Below are 25,131 nucleotides of genomic sequence, written 5' to 3'. Positions count from 1 at the left end.
TGGAAATTTTGGATAGGAGCCGACCATGGCCAACAAACTGAAGCAAATCGCCATCTACGGGAAAGGCGGGATCGGCAAGTCTACCACTACCTCCAATATCAGCGCGGCACTGGCTGAAGCAGGCTACAAGGTGATGCAGTTCGGCGCCGACCCGAAGGCCGACTCCACCAACACGCTGCGCGGCGGCGCCTACATCCCGTCGGTGCTCGACCTGCTGGCGGAACGCCGCCGCGTCGATGCCTACGAGGCGATCTTTCAAGGGTTCGGCGGCATCTATTGCGTCGAGGCCGGCGGTCCGCAGCCCGGCGTCGGTTGTGCCGGCCGCGGCATCATCACCGCGGTCGAACTCTTGAAGCAGCAGCGAGTCTTCGAAGAACTCGACCTCGATTACGTGATCTACGACGTGCTGGGGGACGTGGTGTGCGGCGGCTTCGCCGTGCCTGTGCGCGAGGGCATCGCCGAACACGTGTTCACGGTGTCGTCGTCCGACTTCATGGCGGTCTATGCCGCCAACAACCTGTTCCGCGGCATCGAACGGTTCTCCAACTCGGGCGGCGCTCTGCTCGGCGGCATCATCGCCAATTCGATCAACACCGACTTCCAGCGCGACGTGATCGACGATTTCGCTGCGCGCACCGCGACGCCAATCGTGCAATACGTGCCACGCTCACTGACCGTCACCCAGGCCGAACTCAGCGGCCGCACCACCATCGAGGCGGCGCCGCAATCGGCGCAAGCCGACATCTATCGCCAGTTGGCGCGCCGCATCGCCGAGCACACCGAGTCCAAGGTGCCGACGCCGCTCGATCCGCAGCAACTTCGCGAATGGTCGAGCAGCTGGGCGGATCGACTGGTCGCTGCGGAGCGCACCGAAGCCGAGCGCGACCGCGCGGTCGCCTGACGCACCCTCACTCCACCCCTGGCAGCTTTGAAGAGGACAACGATGGCAACTCTCCTGTTCGCCGACGGACGCGAGGCGACCGCCGCGGAGATCGAAACAATCGCACGCGCGCATCGCATCGTGGTGGAGCATCGCCCGGTGCCGACGGCGCTGGCGGAAACACTGGCGCGACCGCTGCTCGACGACACCGCGGCCGCGACCGTGCTTGACGCACTGCCGCCGCGCCCGGAGTTTCCCTCGCGCGACCTGATCGTGCTGCATCCGGAGCGGCCGGATAACGAGCAGCTCGCCACCAAATTCGAAAACTGGCATCGCCACGCTGGCGACGAGATCCGCCACATCCTCGATGGGGCCGGCATCTTCGGCGTCATTGTCGAGGGGCAGCGTGCCGATCTTCACGTTGGGCCAGGCGATTTCATCGTGGTCCCGGCGGGCCTCGAGCACAATTTCCGCCTCACCGCCGCCCGCCGTATCAAAGCCGTGCGCTATCTCAGCGATGCCGAGGGTTGGTCGGCCGAGTTCACCGGTCGAGCGGCCTGACTCGGAACGCGACGGACTTTCCGCCGGGGACGACCAGCCGCCGGCAAGAACGATCGCTCCGGAGAACGCCACTCCGCGAGCGATTTGTTCTCCACCCAACTAATAGCGCAGCAGCATCTTTCAAACTGTTTGGCGGATGTTGTGTTCGATCGGAGAACGTCCTTAGATCGCGGAGTAGTTCGTTCCGCCGAACACGTCACTGACGGCATTCGTCCGTTCGTCACGCCCGGCGCGCGAGCAGACCATCCTCGATCAGGATCACTCCGTCGTCAGTTCGGTATGTCACGACCTCTCGATCATCTCGATATCAAGATCCTCCGGCTGCTGCAGGAGAACGCCACCCACTCGGTCGCGGACATCGCCTCCAAGGTGGGGCTGTCGTCGACTCCGTGCTGGAAGCGTATTCAGCGCCTGCAGATGGACGGGGTCATCACCGGCCGCGTCGCACTGGTTGATCAGGAAAAGATCGGGCTCGGGCTGTCAGTGTTTGTCTTCATCGAAGCCGGCGAACAGACCAAGGAATGGCAAGCCTCATTCGCCACAACGCTCCGCGGTATGCCCGAAGTGGTCGAAGTGTACCGGCTTGCTGGTGACTATGACTACGTCCTGCGCGTCGTTGTCGCCGACATGAAGTCGTTCGACCGGTTCTACCGTCGGCTGATCAAAACCGCCGAGCTGAAGAACGTCACCTCGCGGTTTGCGATGGAAAAGATCAAGGCGATCACCGCGCTCCCGGTGGTCCCACCGCCGCCGCAAGCCTCGCCATAACGGCTAGCCACACTGGAACGTATCGCTCCCCGCCAAATGTCGTTCGCGGCCTTGCGAAGGGCAAAACGGCAAGGCGATCCAGAAGTCCCCGAACGCTTCGCCGCCTCCCAATCAAGTTGACCGAGTTCCAAGGGGCGCCAGGGCAGCCCCTTGGAACGACCGCATCATGCAGCGTCCAGCGCCTGCGCCAGGTCGGCCAGAATGTCGTCCGGATGCTCGATCCCGATCGATAGCCGGATGAAGCCCGGCGTCACGCCGGCCGCCAGCTGATCCTCCTCACTGAGCTGCGAATGAGTGGTGGCGGAGGGCTGGATCGCCAGCGACCGCGCGTCACCGATATTGGCGACGTGATAGAACAGCTTCAGCGCCTCGATGAAGCGCTGGCCGGCCGCCTGCCCGTCGCGCAATTCGAACCCGATCAGCGCGCCGTACCCTCCCCGCATCGACGCGTCGGCGCGACGGCGGAGCTCACCGCTCTGCAGGCCAGGGAAATGCACCGCCGCGACTTTCGGATGGTCCTTCAGATAGTCGGCGACAACAAGCGCATTGGCGTTGTGCTGCTCCATCCGGATCGGAAGCGTCTCCAGCCCCTGCAAGATCTGCGACGCGGCGAGCGGCGCCATGCCGGCGCCGAGATCACCGAGCAGCTTCAGCCGCGCGCGGAGCGAAAACGCGATCGGGCCGAACGGCCGAGCAACATCAGTCCAGACGACTTGCGGATCGGCCGCATCGGGCGCCGTCAGCAGCGGAAACCGTTCGGCGTGCTGCTGCCAGGGGAAGTTGCCGCCGTCGATGATCGCGCCGCCGAGCGTGGTGCCATGACCGCCGATATATTTGGTGGTCGAGTACATCACGATCGCCGCGCCATGATCGAGCGGGCGCACCACGCCGGGAACGGCGGTGTTGTCCATCACCAGCGGCACCCCGAGCGAACGACCGATCGCAGCCACTTCGCGGATCGGAAACACCTCCAGCTTCGGGTTGGGTAGCGTCTCCGCATAATACAGCCGCGTCCGCGCATCGGTGGCGCGTCGGAAGTTCTCCGGGTCAGACGGATCGACAAACCGTGCCTCGATGCCGAGCTCGCGCAACGTGTTGTCGAACAAGATCCAGGTGCCACCATAAAGGCCGGTGGAGGTGACGAAATTGTCCCCCGCCTGCGCCAGGTTCAGGACCGAGAACGTCGACGCCGCCTGCCCCGACGCGACCGCCAGAGCCGAAGCGCCACCTTCGAACGCGGCCAGCCTGCTCTCCAACTCGCGCAGCACCGGATGGCTCACAGCCCGATACCGCGCATCCAGCCTCTCGTTGCCGAAATGCAGCGGTGCGCTGCCCCCGTCATCGCCGCGCGACGCAGGACGGCGACTCACCTCGGCTCGGCCACGTGCGCCGCGGAGAACGAATGTGCTGGGATGCAGCAGTTGAACAGTATGATTATCATCGACGGTTGAAGCTTGCGCGAACATTTCACTTTCCAGCACGATTACTTGACTTCATGTGCCAACCGTATTCTCTGCAGATGCTGTGAACAAGCCGCGTTCGAACACACTTGCTATTCAGTTGTCGGAAGTCTCACGCGTCGCGAAACTCCCAAACCGCGCCGTATCGTGTCGACGCAGCGCCGTGTCTTGCATGCGCCGCTTGACGGCGGCTGCAGCAGCATTGAGTGATCTATCCGTCGCTCGACATCCACTGATCAATCCATTCTCTTCACCTCTGTCGCCGAGGAGCGCACCGTCATGACCCAGCCACAGGCCGCCAATTTCGAAACGCTCGCGGTGCATGGTGGTTCGTTCCGCGCCGATCCGGTCACCGGCGCGGTGGTACCTCCGATCTATCTGACGACGTCATACCAATTTCAGGACACCGAGCACGCGCGCCGTATCTTCGCGCTTGAAGAGATCGGCTACACCTATACGCGCACCGTCAATCCCACCCGCGAGTTTCTGGAGCGCCGCGTTGCCGCACTCGAAGGCGGCGTCGGGGCCCTTGCGCTCGCCACCGGCGAGAGCGCATCGCTGTACGCGCTACTCAACATCACTCACAGCGGTGACAACGTCGTGCTGTCGCCAGACATCGGGGCGGGACGCAATGCCGGCCTCGTCGCTTCGCTGCGCCAGTTCGGGATCGACGTCCGTTTCGCTGCCGAGACGGGATCGGCGGAGTCGTTCGCCGCGGCGACCGATGCACGTACCCGTGCGTATTATGTCGAAAGCCTCAGCGTGCCGCAGCTCCGCGCCTTCCCGCTCGCCGGAGCAGCGGAAGCGGCGCAGCAGGCCGGCGTACCGCTGATCGTCGACAATACCGCACTGCCGCTGTCGTTGAGGCCGTTCGAGCACGGCGCAGCGCTGGTGATCTATTCGGCGGCCGAGTATCTCGGCGGCCATGATGGTGCCCAAGGCGGTCTGATCATCGATGGCGGCCGGTTTTCCTGGGAGGCTCATGCCACCCGGCTGCCGACCCTCAGCGAGCCGGATGCGTCCTATCACGGCGTGGTCTGGACCGAGCTGGTGAAGAAATGGAACGCCAGTCCGTTCGTGGCGCGGACGCGGGCGCATCTGCTGCGCGATCTCGGCGCGGCGATCAATCCACTGGCGGTGTTCCAGATCATCCAGGGTGTCGAGACGTTGCCGCTGCGGCTGCGTCGGCAGACCGCCAGTGCGCGCGAGGTCGCGACCTATCTGGGCGCGCATCCAAAGGTGTCCGGCCTTGCCACCGGCGCTGCGTTGATCGCCTTCGATCTGCCCAGCGCAGCTGCTGCGGCTCGGTTTGCGGACGCGCTGACGCTGTTTGATCCTGCCGTGACCTACGGTGGCGTCCGTAGCGCCATCCTCGACCGGGCTGCTGCCTCGCCGCGCGTGGTATTGTCGATCGGGCTCGAGCACGCCGGGGACCTCCTCGCTGATCTCGACTCCGCACTCGCTGACGCGTGATCGTGACCGCGACAGACGGGTCATACCGCAAGCTGGTAGCCGAGCGTCATCGCACGGCGCCTCATCGACACTGGATTGCTTCTCCTCGCACGACGCGGCGCAGTTAGTTCTTTCAAATCGCAACGCACCGCGCTTTCGCGCTTGCGAACACCGTTTCCTCATGGCCATCTTCGCGCGCAACTGATCATCCTCACAGTTTCGTTCTTTGAAGGCGTTGCGCGCCGATGGCCATTAATCTTCGTAGTCCGTCCGCCGAGACCCGCGAACAGCGTCTTGGTACCATTACTTCATGGGATGGCCCCGCCTCCCGCCTTGCCAACGAGTCCGCCTTCTCCCGCGGCGATTGCGGCCCCGGATGCGGCGGCAAGGGCCAGCGCATCTGCGAATTGGAATCGCCGTTCTCGCAGGGCTCGACCTGCTCCGAGCAGATTGCTGAAAGCCAAGCCAGCAACGTTCGCGACGCAGTGCTGGTGCAGCATTCCCCGATCGGTTGCGCCGCCGGTCACATCAACAGCAATGCGTTCTTCCGCAACGGCCTGATGCGGCGCGGTCTGGCTCCGCGCAACGTCACCGGACTGTCGAGCAACCTGATCGAGCGCGACATGATCTATGGCGGCGCCGAGAAGCTGCGCGCCACCATCAAGGCCGCGGTCGAGCGGCACCAGCCCAAAGCGGTGTTCGTCGCCACCTCCTGCGCCACCGGCATCATCGGCGACGACGTCGAGAGCGTGGTGCGCGATTGCGAGGACGAGCTCGGCGTCCCGGTGGTGGCAATGTATTGCGAAGGCTTCAAGTCGAAGCATTGGAGCTCGGGGTTCGACGCGATCCAGCACGGCGTGCTGCGCCACGTCGTCAAGCCCAAGCCGGGCCCGCGGCAGGACAACCTCGTCAACATCATCGTGCTGTGGGGCAGCGACGTGTTCACGCCGATGCTGGCGGAGCTGGGCCTCGAAGCCAACAACATCCTCACCGTCGCGTCGGTCGACGAGATCGCCCGCGCCTCAGAAGCCGCCGCATCGGCCACCTTCTGCTATTCGGTCGGCGGTTATCTCGGCGCTGCGCTGGAGCAGCAATACGGCGTGCAGGAGATCAAGGCGCCGCAGCCTTATGGCTTCGCCGGCACCGACGCCTGGCTGCGCGCGCTCGCGAAAGCCACCCACCGTGAGGAGCTGGCCGAAGCTTATATCGCTCGCGAGCACGCCCGCGTCCGCCCGCAGATCGAGCGGCTGCGCGAACGGCTCGAGGGCGTGCGAGGCTACGTCGCGATGGGCGCGGCCTATGCACACGGCGTCATCGGCGTGCTGCGCGAACTCGGCGTCGAGGTGCCCGGCTCGCTCGTATTCCATCACGACCCGGTCTATGACAGCCACGACGTCCGCCAGGACTCGCTCGGTCACATGATCGACGCCTATGGCGACGTCGAGCACTTCAGCATCTCCAATCGCCAGCCCTATCAGTTCTACAATCTGCTGAAGCGGTCTGATCCGGACTTCATCATCATCCGCCACGGGGGCCTCGCCGGTCTCGCCTCGCGCCTCGGCGTGCCGGCAATCGCGCTCGGCGATGCTTCGACGGCGATCGGCTATCAGGGCATGATCGATCTCGGCGAGGAGATCGTCGATGCGTTGGCGCAGCGCAAATTCCACCAGGATCTGGCCGGTCATACCAGCCTGCCCTACAAGCAATGGTGGCTGGATCAGGCCGATCCGTACCTGCTCGCCCGGCAGAACGCCCCGCAAGCCGCCGGAAGTCGCGTCTGATGAGTATCACCCCGCTTCAAGTCCGTCGCTCCGGTCCTGTCCCTGTCGTTGCCGACGTCCCCGAAGAAGGCCCGATCGAGCAGGTTCGTTACGCCTGCGCACTCGGCGCGATGCAGACCGTGGCGGCGATCCCGCGCGCGATTCCGATCACCCATTGCGGTCCGGGCTGCGCCGACAAGCAATGCGGCGCGCTGGCGTTCAACAATGCTTATCAGGGTGGCGGCTGGGGCGGTCTCGGCGTCGCTCCGAGTACCAACGCCACCCAGCGCGAAGTGATCTTCGGCGGCGAAAACCGGCTGCGCGAACTGGTCAGCCACACGCTGGAGCTGATGGAAGCCGATCTGTTCGTCGTGCTCACCGGCTGCATCCCGGATCTGATCGGCGATGACGTGCCGGCCGTGGTCAAGGAATTCCAGGCCAAGGGCGCTCCGGTGGTTTATGCCGGCACCGGCGGTTTTCGTGGCAACAACTACACCGGCCACGAGGTGGTCACCCGCGCCATCATCGACCAGTTCACCAGCGCGGATGCAGGGCCGCGTGAACACGGCCTCATCAATCTGTGGGCGCCGCTGCCCTACCAGGACCCGTTCTGGCGCGGCGATCTCGCCGAATTGAAGCGGCTGCTGCAAGGCATCGGGCTGCGCGTCAACGTGCTTTTCGGGCCTGGCTCGGCCGGCGTATCGGAATGGCGGGCAATCCCGCGGGCGCAGTTCAATCTGGTGGCATCGCCCTGGCTCGGCCTCGCCACCGCGCAGCATCTGGAAAGCAAATACGGCCAGCCGTATCTTCACCTGCCCGTGCCGCCGATCGGGGGCCGGCAGACCTCCGAATTCCTCCGCCAAGTCGCCGCCTTTGCCGGAATTCCGGACTCGCAGGCCGGTGCTTTCATCGCTGCGGAAGAGCGCGACTACTACGGCTACATCGAGGCGTTTTCGGAGTTCTATTCACAGTATCGCTGGGGCCTGCCGGCGCGGTTCGCCGCCGTCGGCGATGCCGCCACCACACTGTCGCTGAGCAGTTTCGCGGTCCGTCAGCTCGGCCTGGTGCCGGCCTCGGTGGTGATCACCGACAACACCCCGCCCGAGCACCGCGACGCGATCCGGGCAGCGTTCGCCAAGCTCGACCACGACGTCGGCATCGAACCGGTGTTCGCCGAAGACAGCTACGCGGTGCATACCGCACTCCGCAGCGCCGATTTCGGCCGCAAGCCGCCGCTGATCTTCGGCACAACCTGGGAGCGCGACCTCGCCAAGGAGCTGCGCGGCTTCATTCTCGAAGTCGGTTTCCCGGCCTCTTACGAAGTCGTGCTGTCGCGCGGCTATGCCGGCTATCGCGGCGCTCTCACCTTGATCGAGCGCATCTACACCACCGCCATCAGCCGTAGCGCCTGAGCACTTCCCGACGAGACATCGTGACGTTCAATTCCCACCCGCCATACGATCCAACCAAGCCCACCGGAGCACGCTCCCGTGCCGGCATCACCCGTCGGCGTCTTTTGGGAACAGCGCTGGTCGGGGCGGCATCGCTGCTCGCCGTCGCCCCTGCTCGTGCCGAGGCTTACCGTGACTACCGGCGCACGATCTTCGTCGCGCGGCGCGGCATTGCCGCACTCGAAGCGATCGATGTCGATTCCGACACGGTGACCGGTACGCTTGAACTTGGTCTTGAACCGCGCGAGCTGCAGATCTCCCAGCGCGGCGGCCGCCTGGCCGCGATCGACTTGCGCAGTCCACGTCTCGTCAGTGTCGATCTGGCAGCGCAGAGCCGCCGCGACGTACCGCTGCCATTTATCCCGTCGCGGCTGCGGATCAGCCCCGACGGCCAGCGGCTGGCGGCATTCGACGATGCGCGCGGCACAATCGTGCTGCTCGACAGCACCGACGGCCGCGAACGCAGCCGGATCGACGGTCCGCGCGAGATCCGCGAGGCGATCTTCTCCGGCGATAGTTCATCCCTGCTGGTGGCAGCTGCGAGCGTCGGCGGTCTATCGACGTATGACATCGCGGCCGCGCAGCCTGTTCCGCCGGTCGAGGGGCCACCGCTGCACGCGCTGCTGCGCGCGCCGAACGGCCGCGAAGGCTTTGCGTTGACGGCCGAGACTCCGCGCCGCGTGCTGCACCTCGATCTGCGCTCGCGGCAGGTGCTGGCGAGCGTGCCCACCTCCGACCATCCCGTTCTGTTCGCAACCGGCACCGGCATCCAGTTGCTGGCGATCGATCAGCATGCGGGCACGCTGTCGATCCTGCCGTCGGAGCCGCTGCAGCCGGGCGGCGTCACGCTGCCGGCCGCGGCATCGACCGCCTATGCGGCCTGGTTCGATACGGTGGCGTTCGTGCCGGCGCCTGCCGCGCGCAAGCTGCTGATCTTCGACCTCGAGCGCCGCAATGCCGCAGGCTCGATCGCTCTCGAAGGCGTGCCGGGTACCGGCGTGGTCACACCCGACGGCGATAAGCTCTACTTGCCGATCGAGGATCAGGGAACGGTCGCGGTGATCGACACCCATCTGCGCCAGCGCACGGCGTCGATCGCGATCGGCGCTGCGCCGGTCCAGGCGATCATCGCCGGCGGCTACGGCCTGTGCCATTGACCTCGCATCGGTGAGACTCGGGCCTCGGCCCCTTCTCGCGAGCCTGCAGCGAACGCACATGATCAACCATGCTCGCGTCGCAGAGACGAATGGCATTCTCGCTTCGCTGCCGACAAGGAAAACTCCTGCTGGCAACCTTGACGTATGAGTGGTGCCATCATCGACGACCGTCAGTGGCGCATTGACGCCTTGCCTGAGTCATTCGATCGACACCGAATCCACAATCCGACTGCGAGTGACAATATGGCGACGGCACTGAACACCGGCCGAACATCGGCCCCCGCTCCCGAAGCAGCGCCCAAGCTGCGCTTCGATGCCCGCCGGTATCTCGGCACGACGCCCCTTCGGCGGATCAAGGACGAGGTCGAGATCGAACTCGCCGACCGTGCTTATCTGCCCGACCTGAACGACCTGAAGCGCGACTGGGTGGCGAGCGTCGCCGCACCGGCGTTCCGGGTGCTCGCGCGCAACCGCGCCACACCGCCGCGCGCATTCGCCTCGATCGGCACCGGCTCCGGCGTCGATGCGCTGGCGGCGATCGAATTGCTCGGCGCCGAGATCGTCGGCATCACCGACCTGTTCGACGAGGTGGTCGCCACCGCGGCCCGCAACGTGCGCGGCAATGTCCGCCCCGACGCGGCCATCACGTTGCACGCGGGCGCGGGCGATCTGCTCATCCCGCTCGCTTCCGCGGGCGTGAAGTTCGATGTGATCTACGAGAACCTGCCCAATCTGCCGGTCGACGACAGCCGCAAGATCGAAGCCGACAAGACCAGCGCCGCTTTCCTTGCGCCGCGTAGCGAAGACATCCCGGCCTTCATCACCGACTGGCTGCTGACGATGCACTACCTCGCGCTGGTGCAGGCGCGCGACGCGCTGACACCGGATGGCGTCGTGCTGTCGACGGTCGGCGCACGGGTGCCGCTCGACATCCTGGCGCAGATGTCGCGCGCCGCCGGGTTGGTGCCGCGCGTCCTCACCTATGGCTGGAAAGTGCAGGCCGACGCCGACGACGTCATCTCCACCTACGCGAATTGGGAACGCCAAGGCCTCGGCCCGTTCCGGTTCTATGCCGCGGATGCGTTGGAGGCTGCGTTCGCAGATCTCGATCCCGGCGAAGCCGGCGCCAATGCCGCGACGATCGAGGCCAGCCTCGCCGGCGAACAGCTCGGCGCGGTGGCGGCGTGGGAGGCGCATCGCAACGGTCTGCGGATCGGCCACACCTACGTGGTGCTGCAATCGGGCCTTCGCTGAATGACCGCCTCCGATGAAGTTGGCCAGCTGCGATCGCTGGTCGCAGCGCTGCGGCGTTCCTTCGCCGATCCGAACGGAGCCGATGACGCGGCCAGGGCCGAGATCCGCCGTGTCGAGGCGCTGCTCGCCGCGGCCCCTCTGGAGGCTGCAGCGCTTCAGCCGACGCATCATCCGCTGACCCGGCACCTGCCGGCAGTGCTCGATCTTGCCGAAGCCACAGCGCCGGAGGTCGCAGCCGCCCTCCGCCCGATCGCGCAGCAGCTGCCGTGGCGTTACGGCTATACGCCGCGCGACGATGCCCCCGGCCTCGAAGGCGCCATGGGCTGGGCCGAACTGATCGGCCCGCTGGCGCCGATCGTCAGCCGCGAGGTCTGCTTCGGTCTCACCTTGATCGGCCCGCGAACTTACTACCCGCCGCACCGCCATCCCGCGGTCGAGCTGTATCGGATCGTGGTCGGCCATCCCCACTGGACCGTCACCACCGACACCGCACCGCGCCGGCCGGGCGATGCCATCCTGCACGCCAGCGACGTCGTCCACGCCATGCGCGCCGACGACGAGCCGCTGCTGGCGATCTACTCATGGACCGGCGACGTCGACACCCCGTCGCGGTGGGTGTGACACCTAGCCGGAAGGATCTTCGCCAAAACAGCCAAGGTTCATCGCTGTTTGAGAGCGATCCTGGCATCGGCTCCGCGGAGGGTGCGGTACGCAAAGTCGGTGAGGTAATCGTTCAGCGCGAGCGATGCGGCGGCGGCGGCCTGCTCGTCGCCCTGGTTGATCGCTCTCAGCGTCGCCGAGTGCTTCTCGGACGCCACCATCAACTCTGTGGGGCGATCAGAAATGTTGGCGAACCAGAACCGTCGCGACAGGCCCTGAAGCGGAGCCATGCTCGAGGTCAGATATTCGTTCTGCGCCGCCGCAACGATGATCTGATGAACCCGCTTCAGCAGATCACCATACAGAACGATGTCGTCGGACTTTGCGACTTCGTCAAACTCCCGCGCCAATTCGAGCATCATCCGCTTCTGAACGGAGGTGGCGCGATGAACGCAGGTTCGCACCGCAAACTCTTCGACGACTCTGCGAAGTTCGAGCAGCTTGAGTTGGACCTCAACTGAGATCAACGGAATGAAGGCTCCCTTTCGCGGATGAATCTCGACCATCCGCTCCCAAGCGAGGCGCTGCAGCGCTTCGCGCACAGGCGTGCGGCCGAAACCGGTCGCCTCCATCAACGTCACTTCGCTGACCATTTGGCCAGGCTTCAATTCTTGAAACGTGATCATTCTCTCGATCACGTCGTAAACCTGCTCAGACTTATTGGTGTGCTCGGGCATCTATCTGCTGTCCGGTAAAAATCTGTCGCTTAAATTTGGCCTGAGACCGCGGCCATCGTCTTCGGCATCCGATGGACTGCGTTCGCGGAGTCGCTCTGGCGCCGGGCCGATCATTGGCGGACACCAGATCGCTGACCGGATGAACATCGTCCGCATACCGCCGGCACGTTCATGGATGCGGACGGTGGACCGGGCCTCTCGTCGGAAGGCCGTTTCGGCCCGCGCTCATTGTCAGTTCCACCGCATCCCCCACCCCATCCCAATTTTCACGCGTGCGCAAAACCGCGGACCGTCCGCTTCAAGCCACTGGACTCTACTGCCATACTTGTAATATATCAGCATATATCATCGATATATCAATGGTCGATGAGGCTATAATTCGTTGAAAACGGGGAAACATTCATGGCTGAGGTTTTACAGGACCAACGCGCGGTCGGCGGAAACCAGAAATCCCGCAGAGCGGCCTGGGCCGCTCTGATCGGCACGGTGCTGGAGTGGTACGACTTCATCATCTACGGCACGGCCGCCGCCGTCGTCCTGAACAAGGTCTTCTTCCCCTCGACTGACCCGTACGTCGGAACGCTCGCCGTGTTTGCGACCTACGCGGTCGGCTTCCTCGCCCGCCCCTTGGGCGGCCTGTACCTCGGCTACCTCGGCGACCGATACGGCAGAAAGCGCGTTCTCGTGCTCACGCTCGTGATCATGGGCGCCGCCACTTTCCTGCTGGGCTGTCTGCCGTCCTACGCGCAAATTGGAATCTGGGCGCCGATCCTGCTTGTCGGATTGCGTCTGCTGCAGGGATTCGGCGCAGGTGGTGAGTACGCCGGCGCGGTGGTGCTGTCCGTCGAACACGCCCAGGAGGGCAAGCGCGGCGCCGCCGGCGCCTGGGCTCCGATGGGCTTTGCGCTGGCAACCTTGCTCGCCAACGCCGTGTTCTTCTCCGTCATTGCCTCGATGCCCGAAGATCAGTTCCTGCAGTGGGGCTGGCGCATTCCCTTCCTGTTCGGCGGCGTTTGCGTGCTGGTCGGTTACTTCATTCGCCGCGGTGTCGAAGAGCCGCCGGTCTATGAACGTGCCGTCGAGCAGGCGAAGACCCAGAAGATCGGCCTGTTCACGTCGATCAAACGCAACCCGCGCAGCTTCGTCATCGTGCTGCTGACGCGGATGGGAGAGAACGGCTTTGCGTATCTCTATCCGGTGTTCTGCGTCTCCTATGTGATCACGACGCTCGGGCAGCCACGATCGACCGCGCTGTGGGCCGTCATCATCGCCTCGATGGTCCAGGTCGCCACCATCCCGTTCTTCGGCGTGCTGTCCGACCGGCTCGGTCGCAAGACGGTGTATATTGCGGGAGCGCTGCTTTCGATGGCGTGGCTGGTGCCGTTCTTCCTGCTGCTCGACACCGGCGCCCCTGCCGCCATCATCCTGGGATTTGGCATCGGCCTCGGCATTGCGTATCCGGCGATGCTCGCACCGCAGGCTTCGTGGTACGCTGAACTGTTCGACACCCAGTTCCGGCTCTCAGGCTTCGCCTTCTCGCGAGAGCTCGGCTCGTTGCTTGCCGGCGGCGTCGCCCCCTTCATCGCGACGGCGCTGGCCGCATGGGCCCATCATTGGTGGCCGATCGTCGCCTACATGTGGGTGCTCGGTATCATCACTTTGATCGGCCTGAAGCTTGGGCCGGAAACCGTCAGCAAGAAACTCGGATAACTCAATGAGCGTTCCGGCGCCGAGCCGGAACGCTCATTGCTCCCGCATCTTTGGAGATTGGCCGATGAACGAACTCAGAAGCAACTTCGAGCCGGGTTCGACCCGGTGGGCCGTGCGTCGCGCGCAATGGCTGGCGATGGGCATCAAGGAGGAGGATTTCCACAAGCCCAAGATCGCGGTGGTCAATTCATCCAGCGGGCTCTCGGTCTGCTATCAGCACTTGGACGAGATCTCTCGGAAGGTGCAGCAGGCGATCCGCGACGCCGGCGGGCTCCCATTCGAAATCCGCACCGTTGCCCCGTCTGATTTCGTCACCTCCGCAGGCCGCAAGGCGCGCTATCTGATGCCGTCCCGCGATCTCCTCGTGAACGACGTCGAGGTCCAGGTCGAAGGCGCCGAATTGGACGGCATGGTTCTGCTCGCCTCCTGCGACAAGACCACGCCCGGCCAGTTGATGGCCGCTGGTCGCTTGAACATCCCGTCGATCGTCCTGGCCTGCGGCTATCAGCTCGGCGGCCATTGCGGCGGCAAAGACGTCGATATCGAAGATCTCTACAACGGCGTCGGAACCTACAAGTCCGGCCAGATCAGCTTGCAGGATCTGACCGACATGTCGTGTGCCGCAATCAAGGGACCCGGCGTTTGCGCCGGTCTCGCAACCGCCAATTCCATGCACTGCCTCGCTGAGGCGCTCGGCATGGCCCTGCCCGGCAATGCGCCGATCCGCGCTGGAAGCGAGCGGCTGTCCGACTACGCGGTGCAGGTCGGCCAAGCCATCGTGCGGCTCATCCAGCAAGACCTGAGGCCGCGGCAGATCCTGACCAAGGCGTCGATCCAGAACGGAATTCGTATCGCGCAGGCGCTGGGGCTGTCCGTCAACACCGTGCGGCATCTGACGGCGATCGCCATCGAAAGCCGCATCGAAATGGACGTCGTGGCAGAATACGAGGCTCTGTCGAAGGACGCGGTTCAGATCACGCAAGTGCGTCCCAACGGTCCGCACCGGATCGAGATGCTGGACGCTGCAGGTGGCGTGCGAGGCGCGATGAAGCAGCTCGCCAGCAAACTCGATCTCTCCACGATGACGGTCACCGGCAAGACCCTCGGAGAAAATCTCGCCGAGGCGCCCGCGCCGGACGAACGCGTGATCCGGCCGCTGTCGAACCCATTCCGCAACGAGCCCGGGCTCATCATCATCCGCGGCAATCTCGCGCCGGACGGCGCGGTGGTGAAGCTGTCCGCCGTGCCGACCTCCGTCCGGCGGTTCGAGGGCGTGGCGAAGGTTTTCGAAGACGAGGACAAGGCGATCGCCGGCCTCAGCGACGGCTCGATTCAAAAGGGACAGGCGATCATCCTCCGGCACATGGGCCCGAAGGGCGGCCCGGGCACGGTGTTCGCGTGTTCGTTCATGGCGGCGCTGGTCGGCGCCGGCCTGTCGAGCGGCGTCGCGGTTCTGACCGACGGTGAGTTGTCGGGTCTCAATTCCGGCATCACCGTTGGCCAGATCATGCCGGAGGCTGCCGAAGGCGGCCCGCTCGCCGTTGTGGCTGACGGCGACCGTATCGCGATCGACCTGACCGCCGAAACGATCGAGCTGATGATCACCGAACAGGAACTCGCGACCAGACTAGCCGAATGGAAACCGCGGACGCTGCCGGCCGAATATGGCTGGCTCGCGCAATACGCCCAGCTCGTCCAGCCGCTCTCGAAGGGAGCCGTGCTCGGCGATCGAAGCCGTCGCTGATAGCGCAGCCGCAGCCGCGCCCCGAGCCGCTAGTCATAAGCGAGGTTAATTTGATGGACTCCACATGCGTCAACATTCCGGCTTGGGAAATCCGGCACCGGATCTCCCTTGATGAGGCCAGCTCGCTTCCGTGCCTTGCGGAGGTCGATGTTCTGGTCGTCGGCGGCGGCGCATCCGGCGTAGCTGCGGCCACCGTTGCGGCAGAGTCCAATTGCTCGACCATCCTGGTCGAGCGCTACGGATTCTGCGGCGGTGCAGCCGTCGCAGGACTATCGGGGACGATCTGCGGTCTGTTTCTGGCCAGCGATCAGAGCAAGCCGAAGCAGGTTGTCTTCGGGTTTTCCGAACGATTCAGATCTGAGCTCGCCAGACGTGGCGGCGTCACCCCGCCGCAGAAGTACGGCAAGACGTTCGTCGTCACCCACGATCCTCTCAAATGGCGTGAGACTGCCGACTCCCTGCTGACCCTCTCGGGCGTCAGGGTACTGTTCCACACCGTGGTGGTCGCGGTGATCATGGACGGCAACCGCCACCTCGGCGTGGTGATCGAATCCAATGCCGGCCGCTCGGTCATCCTTGCCAAACGCACGATCGACGCATCAGGAGATGCGGCTGTCGTGGCCCGCGCCGGTCATCCGTGGCGGTTCGGCGATCAGGGCCGCATTCAGAACCCGACAATGTTCTTCCGGCTCGGCGGCGTCGATGTCGACCGTTTCGTCGCACATTGGGGCGAAGACACGATCTCTCCGCCGGAGATCGTGGAAGCGCTCACAGCTGCCGATCGAAGGAACTACGATCTTCCCCGAAAGAAGATCTGGATCTTCCCGACCACGCAGCCCGGCGAACTGCTCGTCAACGCGACCCGGCTGTCGGCGCGTGACGGCTCGATGCTCAACGTCATCAATCCAGAGGATTGGACCGTTGCTGAGATCGACGGACGCCGCCAGGTTCGGGAGTACGCAAGGTTTCTAGCGGCTCACGTCGAGGGCTGTGAACGCAGCTTCGTCATCGATACCGGCGTGGAGTGCGGCGTTCGGCAGACCCGCTCCATCGAGGGCCTTCAGACGTTGACGAATGAGGACGTCGTCGCGGGGACCAAACGGCCGGATTCGATCTGCCGTTCCCCCTGGCCGATCGAGCTGCACGCCGGTGACAAGCCGAAGCTGCACTGGCTGCTCGACGACTACTACGATGTCCCGTTTGGAGCACTCGTCCCTGCGGCGGGCGAAAACATCGTCGTTGCGGGCCGCTGTCTGTCGGCCGAACACGAAGCTCTCGCCTCCGCGCGCGTCACTGCTCAGTGCTTCGAATACGGCCATGCCGCCGGGGTTGCAGCAGCCCTGTCGATCTCGGGCGACACTCCGCTGCATCTGCTCGAGCCGGCTGCGATTGCCGAACGGATGAAGAAAGCCGGCAGCGCTCTTTGATAATTCGGTGAAATCGAAACGTAAGCCATTCGTGCTCGCGTTTCTTGCCGGCGAGTTCAAGACCCCTGCAACACCCCGACGCCCATTGCTGAGTTAGGCCGGCGAAGCAAAGGACGCTGACGCTCCTAGCCACGCCCCTTCCGCCGGAGACGCACTACCAGATCGACCCGGCTGACCTCGTAGCCCTCAGGAATTTGAGGCAGCTCGCCGAGCTGAATGAGCGAGGCCGGAATGTCGATCAGCTCGTGCCGGTTTTCCAGATAGACGTGATGGTGGTCGCTGATGTTGGTGTCGAAATAGGTCTTGCTGCCATCGACGCTGACACGGCGCACCAAGCCGAGTTCAGCGAAGTGATTGAGCGTGTTGTACACCGTCGCGAGTGAGATCTGGACCGAAGCGCCGGACGCCTCCTCGTACAGCATTTCCGCGGTGACATGACGGTCGCCGCTGCCGAACAGAAGCTGCGTCAGAACCAGGCGCTGAGCCGTTGGGCGCAGGCCGACCGTTTGCAGCAGATCGACCGCGCAGGGACGCGCGGGCTCCGGGGCAAGCTGATTGATGTCGACCGGCCGGATGTCGGCCGAGTCAAAGCGACGGCTGTCGGGTCTGAAATTCACTCTGAGAATCCTCGTTTTGAAGATCACCATACGGAACAATTCGCTTTTGCGAATTGACCGCAGTCAAATCTTGGAAACGGGTCGCATTCGCCGATGATCGGGCCAAACCGCCTCCAGCGGAGGACCCCAGTACCAATTGTATTCGTGCACTGGACCGAGGCACCTCCGTATTTGACGCGCATCAAGGAAAGTGCCGACTTTTACGATCCAGACTAATAGTCACAAGCAACATACTCACTACAAAGATACCGCACTACTCAACCTCATCGGCGCTTTTGCAGACTGTCGAGGTTGGCAAACTCTACACCTTGGGTGACGCGAAGGAGCGCCTTTGACTGCCTGCTGTCGATCCGATCTCGCCTTCGATGGCCCCTGCGTCTCCGATTGCGCACGAGGCCTGAGCGGGCGCCCCTCTCGCCTCCCATCAATCGCACCGAACGCCGTCTTACCGCGCCACATCGCAATTAAGCACGCCAGCCGGCAGGGTCTGGTGCGGCGATGACCCGCCCGAACGATCACACTTCTGCATTCGCCTCGGTCCTGCCGGGGCGGATTCGGTTGCGGCATCGCATGCTGCGAGATCGCTCCCGTTATGCTGCGCTGGACAATAAGCTGCGCACGCTGGTGGCGGTCGATGGCGATCCAGCGGTCGGCTCGTTCCTGCTGCGCTACGATCCGGCCGACACAGCGATGGAGGCGCGAATCCGTGCCGAGGTCGCAGCGGTGTGGGCGACGATGGCGCCGGCCGGGCCACCGGAATCACCAACCGCCGATGTAGAGGCTACAGCCACCTCCGACGACCCGATTGACCGTCTGCGGCGCCGGGCGCAGACCCGGTCAACGATCAATCGCGTCGCCAAACTCGGCGCGCTTGCTGGCATGGCCGGCACCGTGGCGGCCCTCGGCGTCAGCCGCAAACTCCATGCTCAGATGGGGATCGTCGCCATCGCGGCGACCCTCACCCACCTCGCGGTGCATTGGCGCCGCACATTCCGTTAGGTTCTCCGTGTCCGATCGTTCCGCCGCAGGCCTTCTGCGCTTCACGCATCATCTCGAGATTGCGCACCACCTGCCCGGTCGCATCCGCCTCAAACTGAAGGTCCCGCTCGACGGCGAGCTGATCGCGATGGCGGACGAAGCGAAGCGGTTCGGCAAAGCGCTGGCGAAGATGGACGGCATCCGCTCGATCAGCCTGAACCCGCTCGCCCGATCCTGCGTGGTCGAATACGACCCATCCGGAATCCCGCCCTCCGCCTGGCGCGACTTCGTCTCGGGCGACGCGACGCCGGAGGGCGAAACGCTGCGCAACAATCTGCACGGCCTGCTGGCCGGCTCATAGTTCGGAAGGATTTCATCATGCTCCCACTTCTGCGATTTGCATCCGGCATTCTCGTCGGCGTCGTCGGCGTGCATCTGCTGAAGCAGTCCAAAGCGCCGGAAGCCGTCAAGTCGTTCGCCCAGAAGGCTCGCAGCGGATTGGACAAGGCCGGCGAGGAACTGCGCGAAGCGACCGTCTCCGGCCTCAGCGCCGTCGAAAAATCCAGCGCCGCACTTCGGTCGAAACTGTCCACCACCGCGGATAGCAGCGAAGCAGCGACAGACGCTGCGCCGAACGCGGCGGCAGCCGGGACCGCACCCGCCCCGTCCGCCGACGAGACTGCCCCGAATGAAAAAGCGTAAGGCGAAGGCGCGCACGGCGCCGCTCGCTACCGAGGAAATCGCGACTAACTTCACTCGCGGCATGATCGCCGCGGGCCTGCTCGCCGCGATCCAGGACAGCCGCACCTCTGGCAAGCCTCATGGCCGCAAACTGCTGCGCCAGGCGTTGCAGGGCGGCGTGGCGCTGGCGGCCGGCGCAGCCGTCGCCGAAAGCATGCGCGACCAGGACTATTTCGGCGCACTCAGCGCGCTCGCTGGCGGGGCGCTCGGCGCCCTGGCTCTGGAAACTCTCTTGGCGACCGAATTGCCGGCCGCGACCGAAACTTCCGAGGAGATTGGACTTGGCTAAGAAGAAGGGAAAGCGCGGCAAGGGCCTGAAGCGTCGCGAGATCGAGCAGTTGCTCGCCGGACAACTCACCCTCGCCGGCAACCGCCAGCGGCAAGGAATGCTCGGCAATCTCGGCGGGCTGCTGCCCAAAGGCCGCAACGAGCAGTTTTTGCTCGGACTGCTGATCGGCGGCCTCGCGGCCTACGTGCTTTCCGAAGAGGAGCTACGCAGCAAACTGTTCAAGGGCGCGATCAAAGCCTACGCCAATATGATGGGAAGTGTCGCCGAGCTGAAGGAACAGTTCGCCGACCTCAGTGCGGAAGTCGAGGCCGAGCAGAGCGGCACCGTATGACCGATAACCGGTGGCTGTCGGCAGTCGAGGTCGTTCACCGCCTGCCCGGCCGCATCCGCCTGCGCTATCGGCGCCGCTCCAAGACATCTGAACCCGCTCTCCTCGCCGGCATCGTAAGGCTGATCGACGGCGTGACGTCGGCGCGCGTCAATCCGCGCGCCGCGTCGCTGATCGTGTGTTTCGACCCGGCCCGCACGGACGCCGACACCATCGTCGCGACGATTGCCGGCCTTGGGGCATCGGAGGCAGGCACAAATCCGCGAAACGACGACGGCGGTTCGGACGTCGCCGCGACACTCGCCGTCCTGCTCGGGACCAGCACTCTGCCGATGCCGGCCCGCCTCCCGGTCAGCCTCGCTGCCGCCCTTCCGCTGCTACGTCACGCGGCGGCCGATCTTCGAACCCATGGCGTCACCAGCCACGTGCTGGAGGCGATGGCAGTGTCGATCTCGCTGGCGCGCGCCGACTTCGTCGCCGCCAACACCACGACGTTCATCCTGGCGCTCGGCGAAGCGATCGAAGACTCCATCGCTCGCCGCTCCGACGATCTGCTCAAGCATCTGCTGCGCCCGACCGACGACGGCGTCTGGGTTCTGCGCGACGGCGTCGAACTGCAGATCTCCGCCGGCGAAGTGACGGCCGGTGATGCCGTGGTGGTCGGCGCCGGTGCGGTGGTTCCGGTCGACGGCACCGTTCTGTCGGGCGAAGCCACCGTCAATGAGGCGGCGATGACCGGCGAGAGTGCGCCGGTGGTGAAGAGCCGCGGCTGCAAGGTTCTGTCCGGCACCATGCTGGAGGATGGCCGCCTGACGATCTATGCCGAGCAAGTCGGCCGCAGGACCGCCGCCGCGCGGATCGCCGACTATGTCGAGCAATCGCTGACGGCGAAAAGCGAGGCACAGATCGAGGCTGCTCGCCTCGCCGATCGTCTCGTCCCCACCGTCCTGAAGCTCGCCGGCTTCTCCGTTCTGCTCACCGGCGACTGGCGCTCCGCCGCCTCGGTGCTGCAGGCGGACTATTCCTGCGCGCTGAAGCTGGCAACACCGGTCGCGTTCAAATCCGCGATGTATCACGCCGGCCGGATCGGCATTCTGGTCAAGGGCGCGAGCGCGCTGGAACGCCTCGCCCAAGCCGACACTTTCATCTTCGACAAAACCGGGACGCTCACCAGCGGCACCTTGGAGGTGACGGACTCGATCACCTTCGACTCCGCCTACAGCGCCGACGACCTGATCTACATGGCCGCCTCGGTCGAAGAACACTACTTCCATCCCCTCGCGCTCGCGGTCGTGAACGCCGCCAAGGCCCGGCATGGCCACCATTTCGACCATGCGGAGGTGGAGTTCATTGTGGCCCACGGCGTCGCCAGCGTGATCGCCGGCGAGCGCATCGTCGTCGGCTCGCGCCATTTCGTCGAAGAGGACGAAGGCATCGATATCTCGCTGCATCGAGATCCAATCGATCGACTATATCGCGAAGGCAAAACGCTGCTGTTCATCGGCTTCGGCGGCCGTCTGCTCGGCGTCCTCGGACTGAAAGACACGGTCCGCCCGACCAGCGCCGCGACCATCGCACGGCTGCGCCGCGCCGGCGCCAAGCGCATTCTGCTGCTGACCGGCGATCACCGCGACCGCGCCGCCGAAATGGCGCAGGAGCTCGGGCTCGACGGCTTTCATGCCGAGCTGCTGCCGACCGACAAGGCCGCGATCATCGCCGACCTGAATGCCAAGGGCGCCAAGATCGCGTTCGTCGGCGACGGCATCAACGACGCGCCCGCGCTGGCCGGCGCCCATGTCGGCATCGCCATGCACAAGGGCGCCGACATCGCACGGCTCACCGCCGACATCGCCCTGCTCGAAGACGGCGTCGACCGCGTCGCCGACGCCAAGGAACTCGCCAACCGCGCGATGGCGCGGATCGCCAGCAACTACAAACTGACGGTCGGCCTCAACACCACGATCCTCGGGCTCGCAGCAATGGGCTTGCTGGCACCGATCACCACCGCCGTCCTGCACAACGGCACGACGATCGGAATCCTGCTGAACGCCCTCAGAAATACCCTGCCGAGGGTTGCAGTCCCCCGAGTTGGAGACCGCTAAGCCTTCAAGCAATAAAAGCCCGACCGGTTAGGGACGGCTCACTTCTTGACGGCCCGGCAACCGGCCCCCTCGGCTTCCTTCACGCTGCAGAACCAGCGCTTGCCCGGGCCCATCTTCAGCTTCGCGTAGAGACGACTGCCTGGCTGCTGGTAAGTGCATTGGCCGCCCTTGGCGATAGTGCCTTTGATGGCGCATTCCGGCGACGGCGCTTCGGCAGCTGAGGCTGCGCCGCGCAGAATTTCCAGGGCGCTGTTCGGCACGTTGGCGGCCCCGACGATGGTGGTCTTCTGGTTTCGATTCCGCCAATCCGACGGCATGATGAACGCGCCAGACCACAGGCCGGATTGCGCGTCCCGGGCGATGACCTCGGAGGCCTCATAGGTGCTTGCCGAGCGGACGAGCGAGACGGCCCAGCCGTAGCGCACCATCCACTCTTCAACGCTCTCCGCATTCACCGCGCAGCTTCCGAGCGACCTGCCGTATTTGTCATGACCCGCGACCTGGCAGGTCCATGGCTTGTCGCCGAAGTGCTTGGCGAGTTCATCGCGTGCGGCAAGGCCGCAGGTCCAGCCGGTGCCCTTCTCGTCGACGCACAGTTGGTCGGTCTCCGGCGCGTCGATCCCCTGCAGCCGAATTTTCGTGCCGCTGATCTCGACCGTGTTGCCGTCGATCACCAACGCCATCCCGGCGATCTCGATCGGCTCCTCGCCGGGCAGACAGACATACTGCGTCCCCCGCATGCCGAGACACCGGGCTGAGCCGAGGGTGAAGTCGATCTTCACGCCAAGATCGCGCGGCTTGCCGTAGGGTCCACGGTCGTTGACCCGAATGCTGCAGCTTCGGCCGTTCGCCGGATTGGTGACCACGACGGTGGTGCCGAGCGGATATTCGTGGGAGGCGGCGGTCAAGCCGTCATGTTTCATCGGTTCGCCGCTGCTCGTCCGCGAACCGACCGTATACAGCGACGCCAGGACCTCTTTGCCCGCACCGCACTTGCCTGTCTTATGCACAAAGCGGTGCACGGTGTCCCACCCCCGCGCATACGCCCCACTGGAGGCGAGCGCGATCGTGGCTACGGCCGCCATGCCGATCGTCATTTTCGAGAAGAATCGCATTCCAACCCATTCTCCGGTGGCGCGGCTTAGCATAGGCGCCCGGCGATTGAAGCCGCGGCACCCGATCAGGAGCCATGCCACCTCTGCTGCCGGGCGTAAAACGGCCTTGCCCGCGCCAGTGCCCGGGCAGAATTCGCCGCCCTTCTGGGCGAAAATTGGATCGAGGGGATTTTGGGCCTATCCGGCGGCTCGACGGGGCGGACATCGTCGAAGATGAAGGGCTCAGCGCCTGGCGGATAAGGCGCATCCCGCCGCGAAACCTGGCGACCGCGGAATGGATGGACTGCTGCGCGCTGGCAGAACGCGAACCTTCGGCCCAGTGGATCGAGCCGGCGCCATCCGGCTCGATCCATCGTGCTTTCCGCGTCCGGCGGTCTTAGTAGCCGAGTGCCACGCCGTCCTTGCGGTGATCGGAAGCGCCGAGCAGGACGCCGCGCGCACGATCGATCCGGATCGCCTGGCAGCCGCCGATCGCTTCCTCGGTCCAACGCACGGTGTGGCCGCGGCGCTGCATCTCGTCGTGGATGTCCTGGCCGATCGTGGTCTCGAGCGACAGCGCGCCGTCGAAGCAGAAGCTGCGCGGGCGCTCGGCCGCAGCCTGGATGTCGAGGCCGAAGTCCAGCACGTTGGAGATGAAGTTGGCGTGCCCTGCTGCCTGATAGTGGCCGCCCATCACGCCGAACGGCATCACCGCCTGATCGCCCTGCATCAGCATGCCGGGAATGATCGTGTGCATCGGCCGCTTGCTGGGCGCGAGCGAGTTGGGATGGCCGGGCTTGGCGCGGAAGCTCCAGCCGCGATTGTGCAGCAGCACGCCCGAATTCGGCGCGTAGATGCCGCTGCCGAACGGCGAGAAGATCGAGTTGATCAGCGACACCGCGTTGAGATCGCGGTCGACCACGGTGACATAGACGGTGTCGCGATGTTCGGTGTCGAGCCACGGCTGCGCCTCACCGGCGCGATCCATGCTGATCGCTTGCCGGATCTTGCTAATCACCGCGTCCGACAAGAACCGCGCGGGCTCGAGCGGAGTGATTGCCGGATCGCAGAAATACGCATCACGGGTCGCATAAGCCGCCTTGGTCGCCTCTGCGAGCAGATGAATCCGGTCGGCGTCGTTCAGCTTGCCGACGTCGAAGCCTTCGAGCACACGCAGGATCATCAGCGCCGCAAGCCCCTGCCCGTTCGGCGGACATTCCATCACTGTGAAGCCGCGGTAATCGGCCGAGATCGGCGTCACATGCTCGCAGCGATGCGCTGCGAAATCATCCATGCTGTGCGCGCCGCCGAGCTTCCGCAACACCGCGACCATCTCTTCGGCAACTTCGCCCTCGTAGAACCCGGCCCGCCCCTCACGCGCGATCTTGCGCAGCGTCGCGCCGAGCCGCGGTTGGGCGCGGACATCGCCGATCTCAGGGACGCGGCCGCCGGGCAGAAACTGCGCCGCCGCGTTCGGGTCGATCTCGACGCGCGCGCGAAACCGGCGCCAGTCGGACGCGACGCGCGGCGTGACGCAGAAGCCCTGCTCCGCGGCTTCGATCGCCGGCGCCAGCACGTCTGCCATCGGCAGGCTGCCGTGGCGTTCGATCAACGTACACCACGCATCGATCGCGCCCGGAATGGTGACGGCCTCGGGCGAGGTCGGTGGAATGTCCCGGGCCTCGCCGCCTGCATACTTCTCCGCATCAGTACCGGCCGGAGTGCGGCCGGAGCCGTTCAGCGCGATCGGCCGGCCGCCGCCCAGCGACACCAGCGCGAAGCAATCACCACCGATGCCGGTCATCTGCGGCTCGACAACGCCCTGGATCGCGACCGCGGCCACAGCGGCGTCGATCGCATTGCCGCCGCGACGCAGAATGTCGATCGCTGCCAGGGTCGCGCGCGGATGCGACGTCGCCGCCATGCCGTTCTGTGCGACCGCGAGCGAGCGGCCGGTCTTGTGAAAATCGCGCATGCTTGGTTCCCTGTTGGATTCCTGATCGCAGTTTTGTCTGCCAGCA

Annotated in this window: 23 protein-coding genes; 18 read left to right on the top strand and 5 right to left on the bottom strand. The window is 65.0% G+C overall.

The window, feature by feature from the left end; translation table 11 throughout:
* The first annotated feature begins 25 nt into the window (after positions 1-25).
* From LRC39_RS11890 to LRC39_RS11880, 3 genes are all read left to right on the top strand, one after another.
* The gene (locus LRC39_RS11890) at positions 26-901 is read left to right on the top strand and encodes an AAA family ATPase (protein WP_346297398.1); all 876 of its coding nucleotides are present in this window, start codon (positions 26-28) and stop codon (positions 899-901) included.
* Positions 902-943: 42 nt separating this feature from the next.
* Positions 944-1,441, top strand: a complete 498-nt coding sequence (locus LRC39_RS11885; protein ID WP_346297397.1) for a cupin domain-containing protein — start codon at positions 944-946, stop codon at positions 1,439-1,441.
* A 279-nt stretch (positions 1,442-1,720) separates the two neighbouring features.
* A complete protein-coding gene (locus LRC39_RS11880; RefSeq protein ID WP_107344275.1) occupies positions 1,721-2,209 on the top strand; it encodes an Lrp/AsnC family transcriptional regulator in 489 nt (162 codons plus the stop codon).
* A 164-nt stretch (positions 2,210-2,373) separates the two neighbouring features.
* Here the strand turns inward: LRC39_RS11880 and LRC39_RS11875 are convergent, their stop codons facing one another.
* Positions 2,374-3,675: an O-acetylhomoserine aminocarboxypropyltransferase/cysteine synthase family protein gene (locus LRC39_RS11875; RefSeq protein WP_346297396.1), complete on the bottom strand. Its 1,302-nt coding sequence runs from the start codon at positions 3,673-3,675 to the stop codon at positions 2,374-2,376.
* Between the two features lie 273 nt (positions 3,676-3,948).
* On the opposite strand from LRC39_RS11875, the gene LRC39_RS11870 reads away from it, so the two are divergent.
* The 6 genes from LRC39_RS11870 (at position 3,949) to LRC39_RS11845 (ending at position 11,364) form a co-directional block, all read left to right on the top strand.
* Positions 3,949-5,142 (top strand): PLP-dependent transferase, encoded by a 1,194-nt coding sequence (locus tag LRC39_RS11870; RefSeq protein ID WP_346297395.1) that lies wholly within the window; start codon positions 3,949-3,951, stop codon positions 5,140-5,142.
* Between the two features lie 224 nt (positions 5,143-5,366).
* Positions 5,367-6,902 (top strand): nitrogenase component 1, encoded by a 1,536-nt coding sequence (locus LRC39_RS11865; protein ID WP_346297394.1) that lies wholly within the window; start codon positions 5,367-5,369, stop codon positions 6,900-6,902.
* Positions 6,902-8,293: a nitrogenase component 1 gene (locus LRC39_RS11860; RefSeq protein ID WP_346297393.1), complete on the top strand. Its 1,392-nt coding sequence runs from the start codon at positions 6,902-6,904 to the stop codon at positions 8,291-8,293. Before LRC39_RS11865 ends, LRC39_RS11860 begins: the two co-directional genes overlap by 1 nt.
* 20 nt (positions 8,294-8,313) lie before the next feature.
* On the top strand, positions 8,314-9,489 hold the full coding sequence (locus LRC39_RS11855; protein WP_346297392.1) for a hypothetical protein: 1,176 nt from the start codon (positions 8,314-8,316) through the stop codon (positions 9,487-9,489).
* A 243-nt stretch (positions 9,490-9,732) separates the two neighbouring features.
* Entirely contained in the window at positions 9,733-10,743 is a 1,011-nt protein-coding gene (locus LRC39_RS11850) for a hypothetical protein (protein WP_107344269.1), read from the top strand.
* Positions 10,744-11,364 carry a dimethylsulfonioproprionate lyase family protein gene (locus tag LRC39_RS11845; RefSeq protein WP_346297391.1) on the top strand — a complete coding sequence of 207 codons (621 nt, stop codon included), beginning with the start codon at positions 10,744-10,746 and terminating at the stop codon, positions 11,362-11,364.
* A gap of 38 nt (positions 11,365-11,402) precedes the next feature.
* On the opposite strand, the gene LRC39_RS11840 is transcribed toward LRC39_RS11845, so the two are convergent.
* Complete coding sequence (locus tag LRC39_RS11840) at positions 11,403-12,080, bottom strand: GntR family transcriptional regulator (protein WP_164637029.1); 678 nt, start codon at positions 12,078-12,080, stop codon at positions 11,403-11,405.
* A gap of 402 nt (positions 12,081-12,482) precedes the next feature.
* On the opposite strand from LRC39_RS11840, the gene LRC39_RS11835 reads away from it, so the two are divergent.
* The 3 genes from LRC39_RS11835 (at position 12,483) to LRC39_RS11825 (ending at position 16,961) form a co-directional block, all read left to right on the top strand.
* A complete protein-coding gene (locus LRC39_RS11835) occupies positions 12,483-13,790 on the top strand; it encodes an MFS transporter (RefSeq protein ID WP_230759786.1) in 1,308 nt (435 codons plus the stop codon).
* A gap of 64 nt (positions 13,791-13,854) precedes the next feature.
* Positions 13,855-15,534: a dihydroxy-acid dehydratase gene (locus LRC39_RS11830; protein ID WP_346297390.1), complete on the top strand. Its 1,680-nt coding sequence runs from the start codon at positions 13,855-13,857 to the stop codon at positions 15,532-15,534.
* Between the two features lie 53 nt (positions 15,535-15,587).
* The gene (locus LRC39_RS11825) at positions 15,588-16,961 is read left to right on the top strand and encodes an FAD-dependent oxidoreductase (RefSeq protein ID WP_430624944.1); all 1,374 of its coding nucleotides are present in this window, start codon (positions 15,588-15,590) and stop codon (positions 16,959-16,961) included.
* Between the two features lie 125 nt (positions 16,962-17,086).
* Here LRC39_RS11825 and irrA read toward each other — a convergent pair whose 3' ends face one another.
* Entirely contained in the window at positions 17,087-17,578 is a 492-nt protein-coding gene (gene irrA / locus LRC39_RS11820; protein WP_107346569.1) for an iron response transcriptional regulator IrrA, read from the bottom strand.
* A gap of 498 nt (positions 17,579-18,076) precedes the next feature.
* Between irrA and LRC39_RS11815 the strand changes: the two genes are divergently transcribed.
* From LRC39_RS11815 to LRC39_RS11790, 6 genes are read left to right on the top strand one after another with little or no spacing between them, the layout of a single operon-like run.
* Positions 18,077-18,577 (top strand): hypothetical protein, encoded by a 501-nt coding sequence (locus LRC39_RS11815; RefSeq protein WP_346297388.1) that lies wholly within the window; start codon positions 18,077-18,079, stop codon positions 18,575-18,577.
* Positions 18,578-18,584: 7 nt separating this feature from the next.
* The gene (locus LRC39_RS11810; protein ID WP_107355432.1) at positions 18,585-18,917 is read left to right on the top strand and encodes an HMA2 domain-containing protein; all 333 of its coding nucleotides are present in this window, start codon (positions 18,585-18,587) and stop codon (positions 18,915-18,917) included.
* Positions 18,918-18,934: 17 nt separating this feature from the next.
* Positions 18,935-19,258 (top strand): hypothetical protein, encoded by a 324-nt coding sequence (locus tag LRC39_RS11805; protein WP_346297387.1) that lies wholly within the window; start codon positions 18,935-18,937, stop codon positions 19,256-19,258.
* Positions 19,245-19,586: a hypothetical protein gene (locus LRC39_RS11800; protein ID WP_346297386.1), complete on the top strand. Its 342-nt coding sequence runs from the start codon at positions 19,245-19,247 to the stop codon at positions 19,584-19,586. The genes LRC39_RS11805 and LRC39_RS11800 overlap by 14 nt, the downstream gene beginning before the upstream one ends.
* Positions 19,579-19,917, top strand: a complete 339-nt coding sequence (locus tag LRC39_RS11795; RefSeq protein WP_011157887.1) for a hypothetical protein — start codon at positions 19,579-19,581, stop codon at positions 19,915-19,917. The genes LRC39_RS11800 and LRC39_RS11795 overlap by 8 nt, the downstream gene beginning before the upstream one ends.
* A complete protein-coding gene (locus LRC39_RS11790; protein WP_346297385.1) occupies positions 19,914-22,016 on the top strand; it encodes a heavy metal translocating P-type ATPase in 2,103 nt (700 codons plus the stop codon). The genes LRC39_RS11795 and LRC39_RS11790 overlap by 4 nt, the downstream gene beginning before the upstream one ends.
* Positions 22,017-22,054: 38 nt before the next feature.
* On the opposite strand, the gene LRC39_RS11785 is transcribed toward LRC39_RS11790, so the two are convergent.
* Positions 22,055-23,131, bottom strand: a complete 1,077-nt coding sequence (locus LRC39_RS11785) for a thermonuclease family protein (protein ID WP_346297384.1) — start codon at positions 23,129-23,131, stop codon at positions 22,055-22,057.
* A gap of 376 nt (positions 23,132-23,507) precedes the next feature.
* Positions 23,508-25,085 (bottom strand): gamma-glutamyltransferase, encoded by a 1,578-nt coding sequence (gene ggt, locus LRC39_RS11780; protein WP_346297383.1) that lies wholly within the window; start codon positions 25,083-25,085, stop codon positions 23,508-23,510.
* Positions 25,086-25,131: the final 46 nt, after the last annotated feature.

Origin of the sequence: Rhodopseudomonas sp. P1, from assembly GCF_039642825.1 — a bacterium.
In the GTDB taxonomy this organism is placed as follows: Bacteria; Pseudomonadota; Alphaproteobacteria; order Rhizobiales; family Xanthobacteraceae; genus Rhodopseudomonas; species Rhodopseudomonas palustris_H.
The sequence above is the reverse complement of the archived record's forward strand: the minus strand, read 5'-3'. Positions and strand labels throughout refer to the sequence as shown.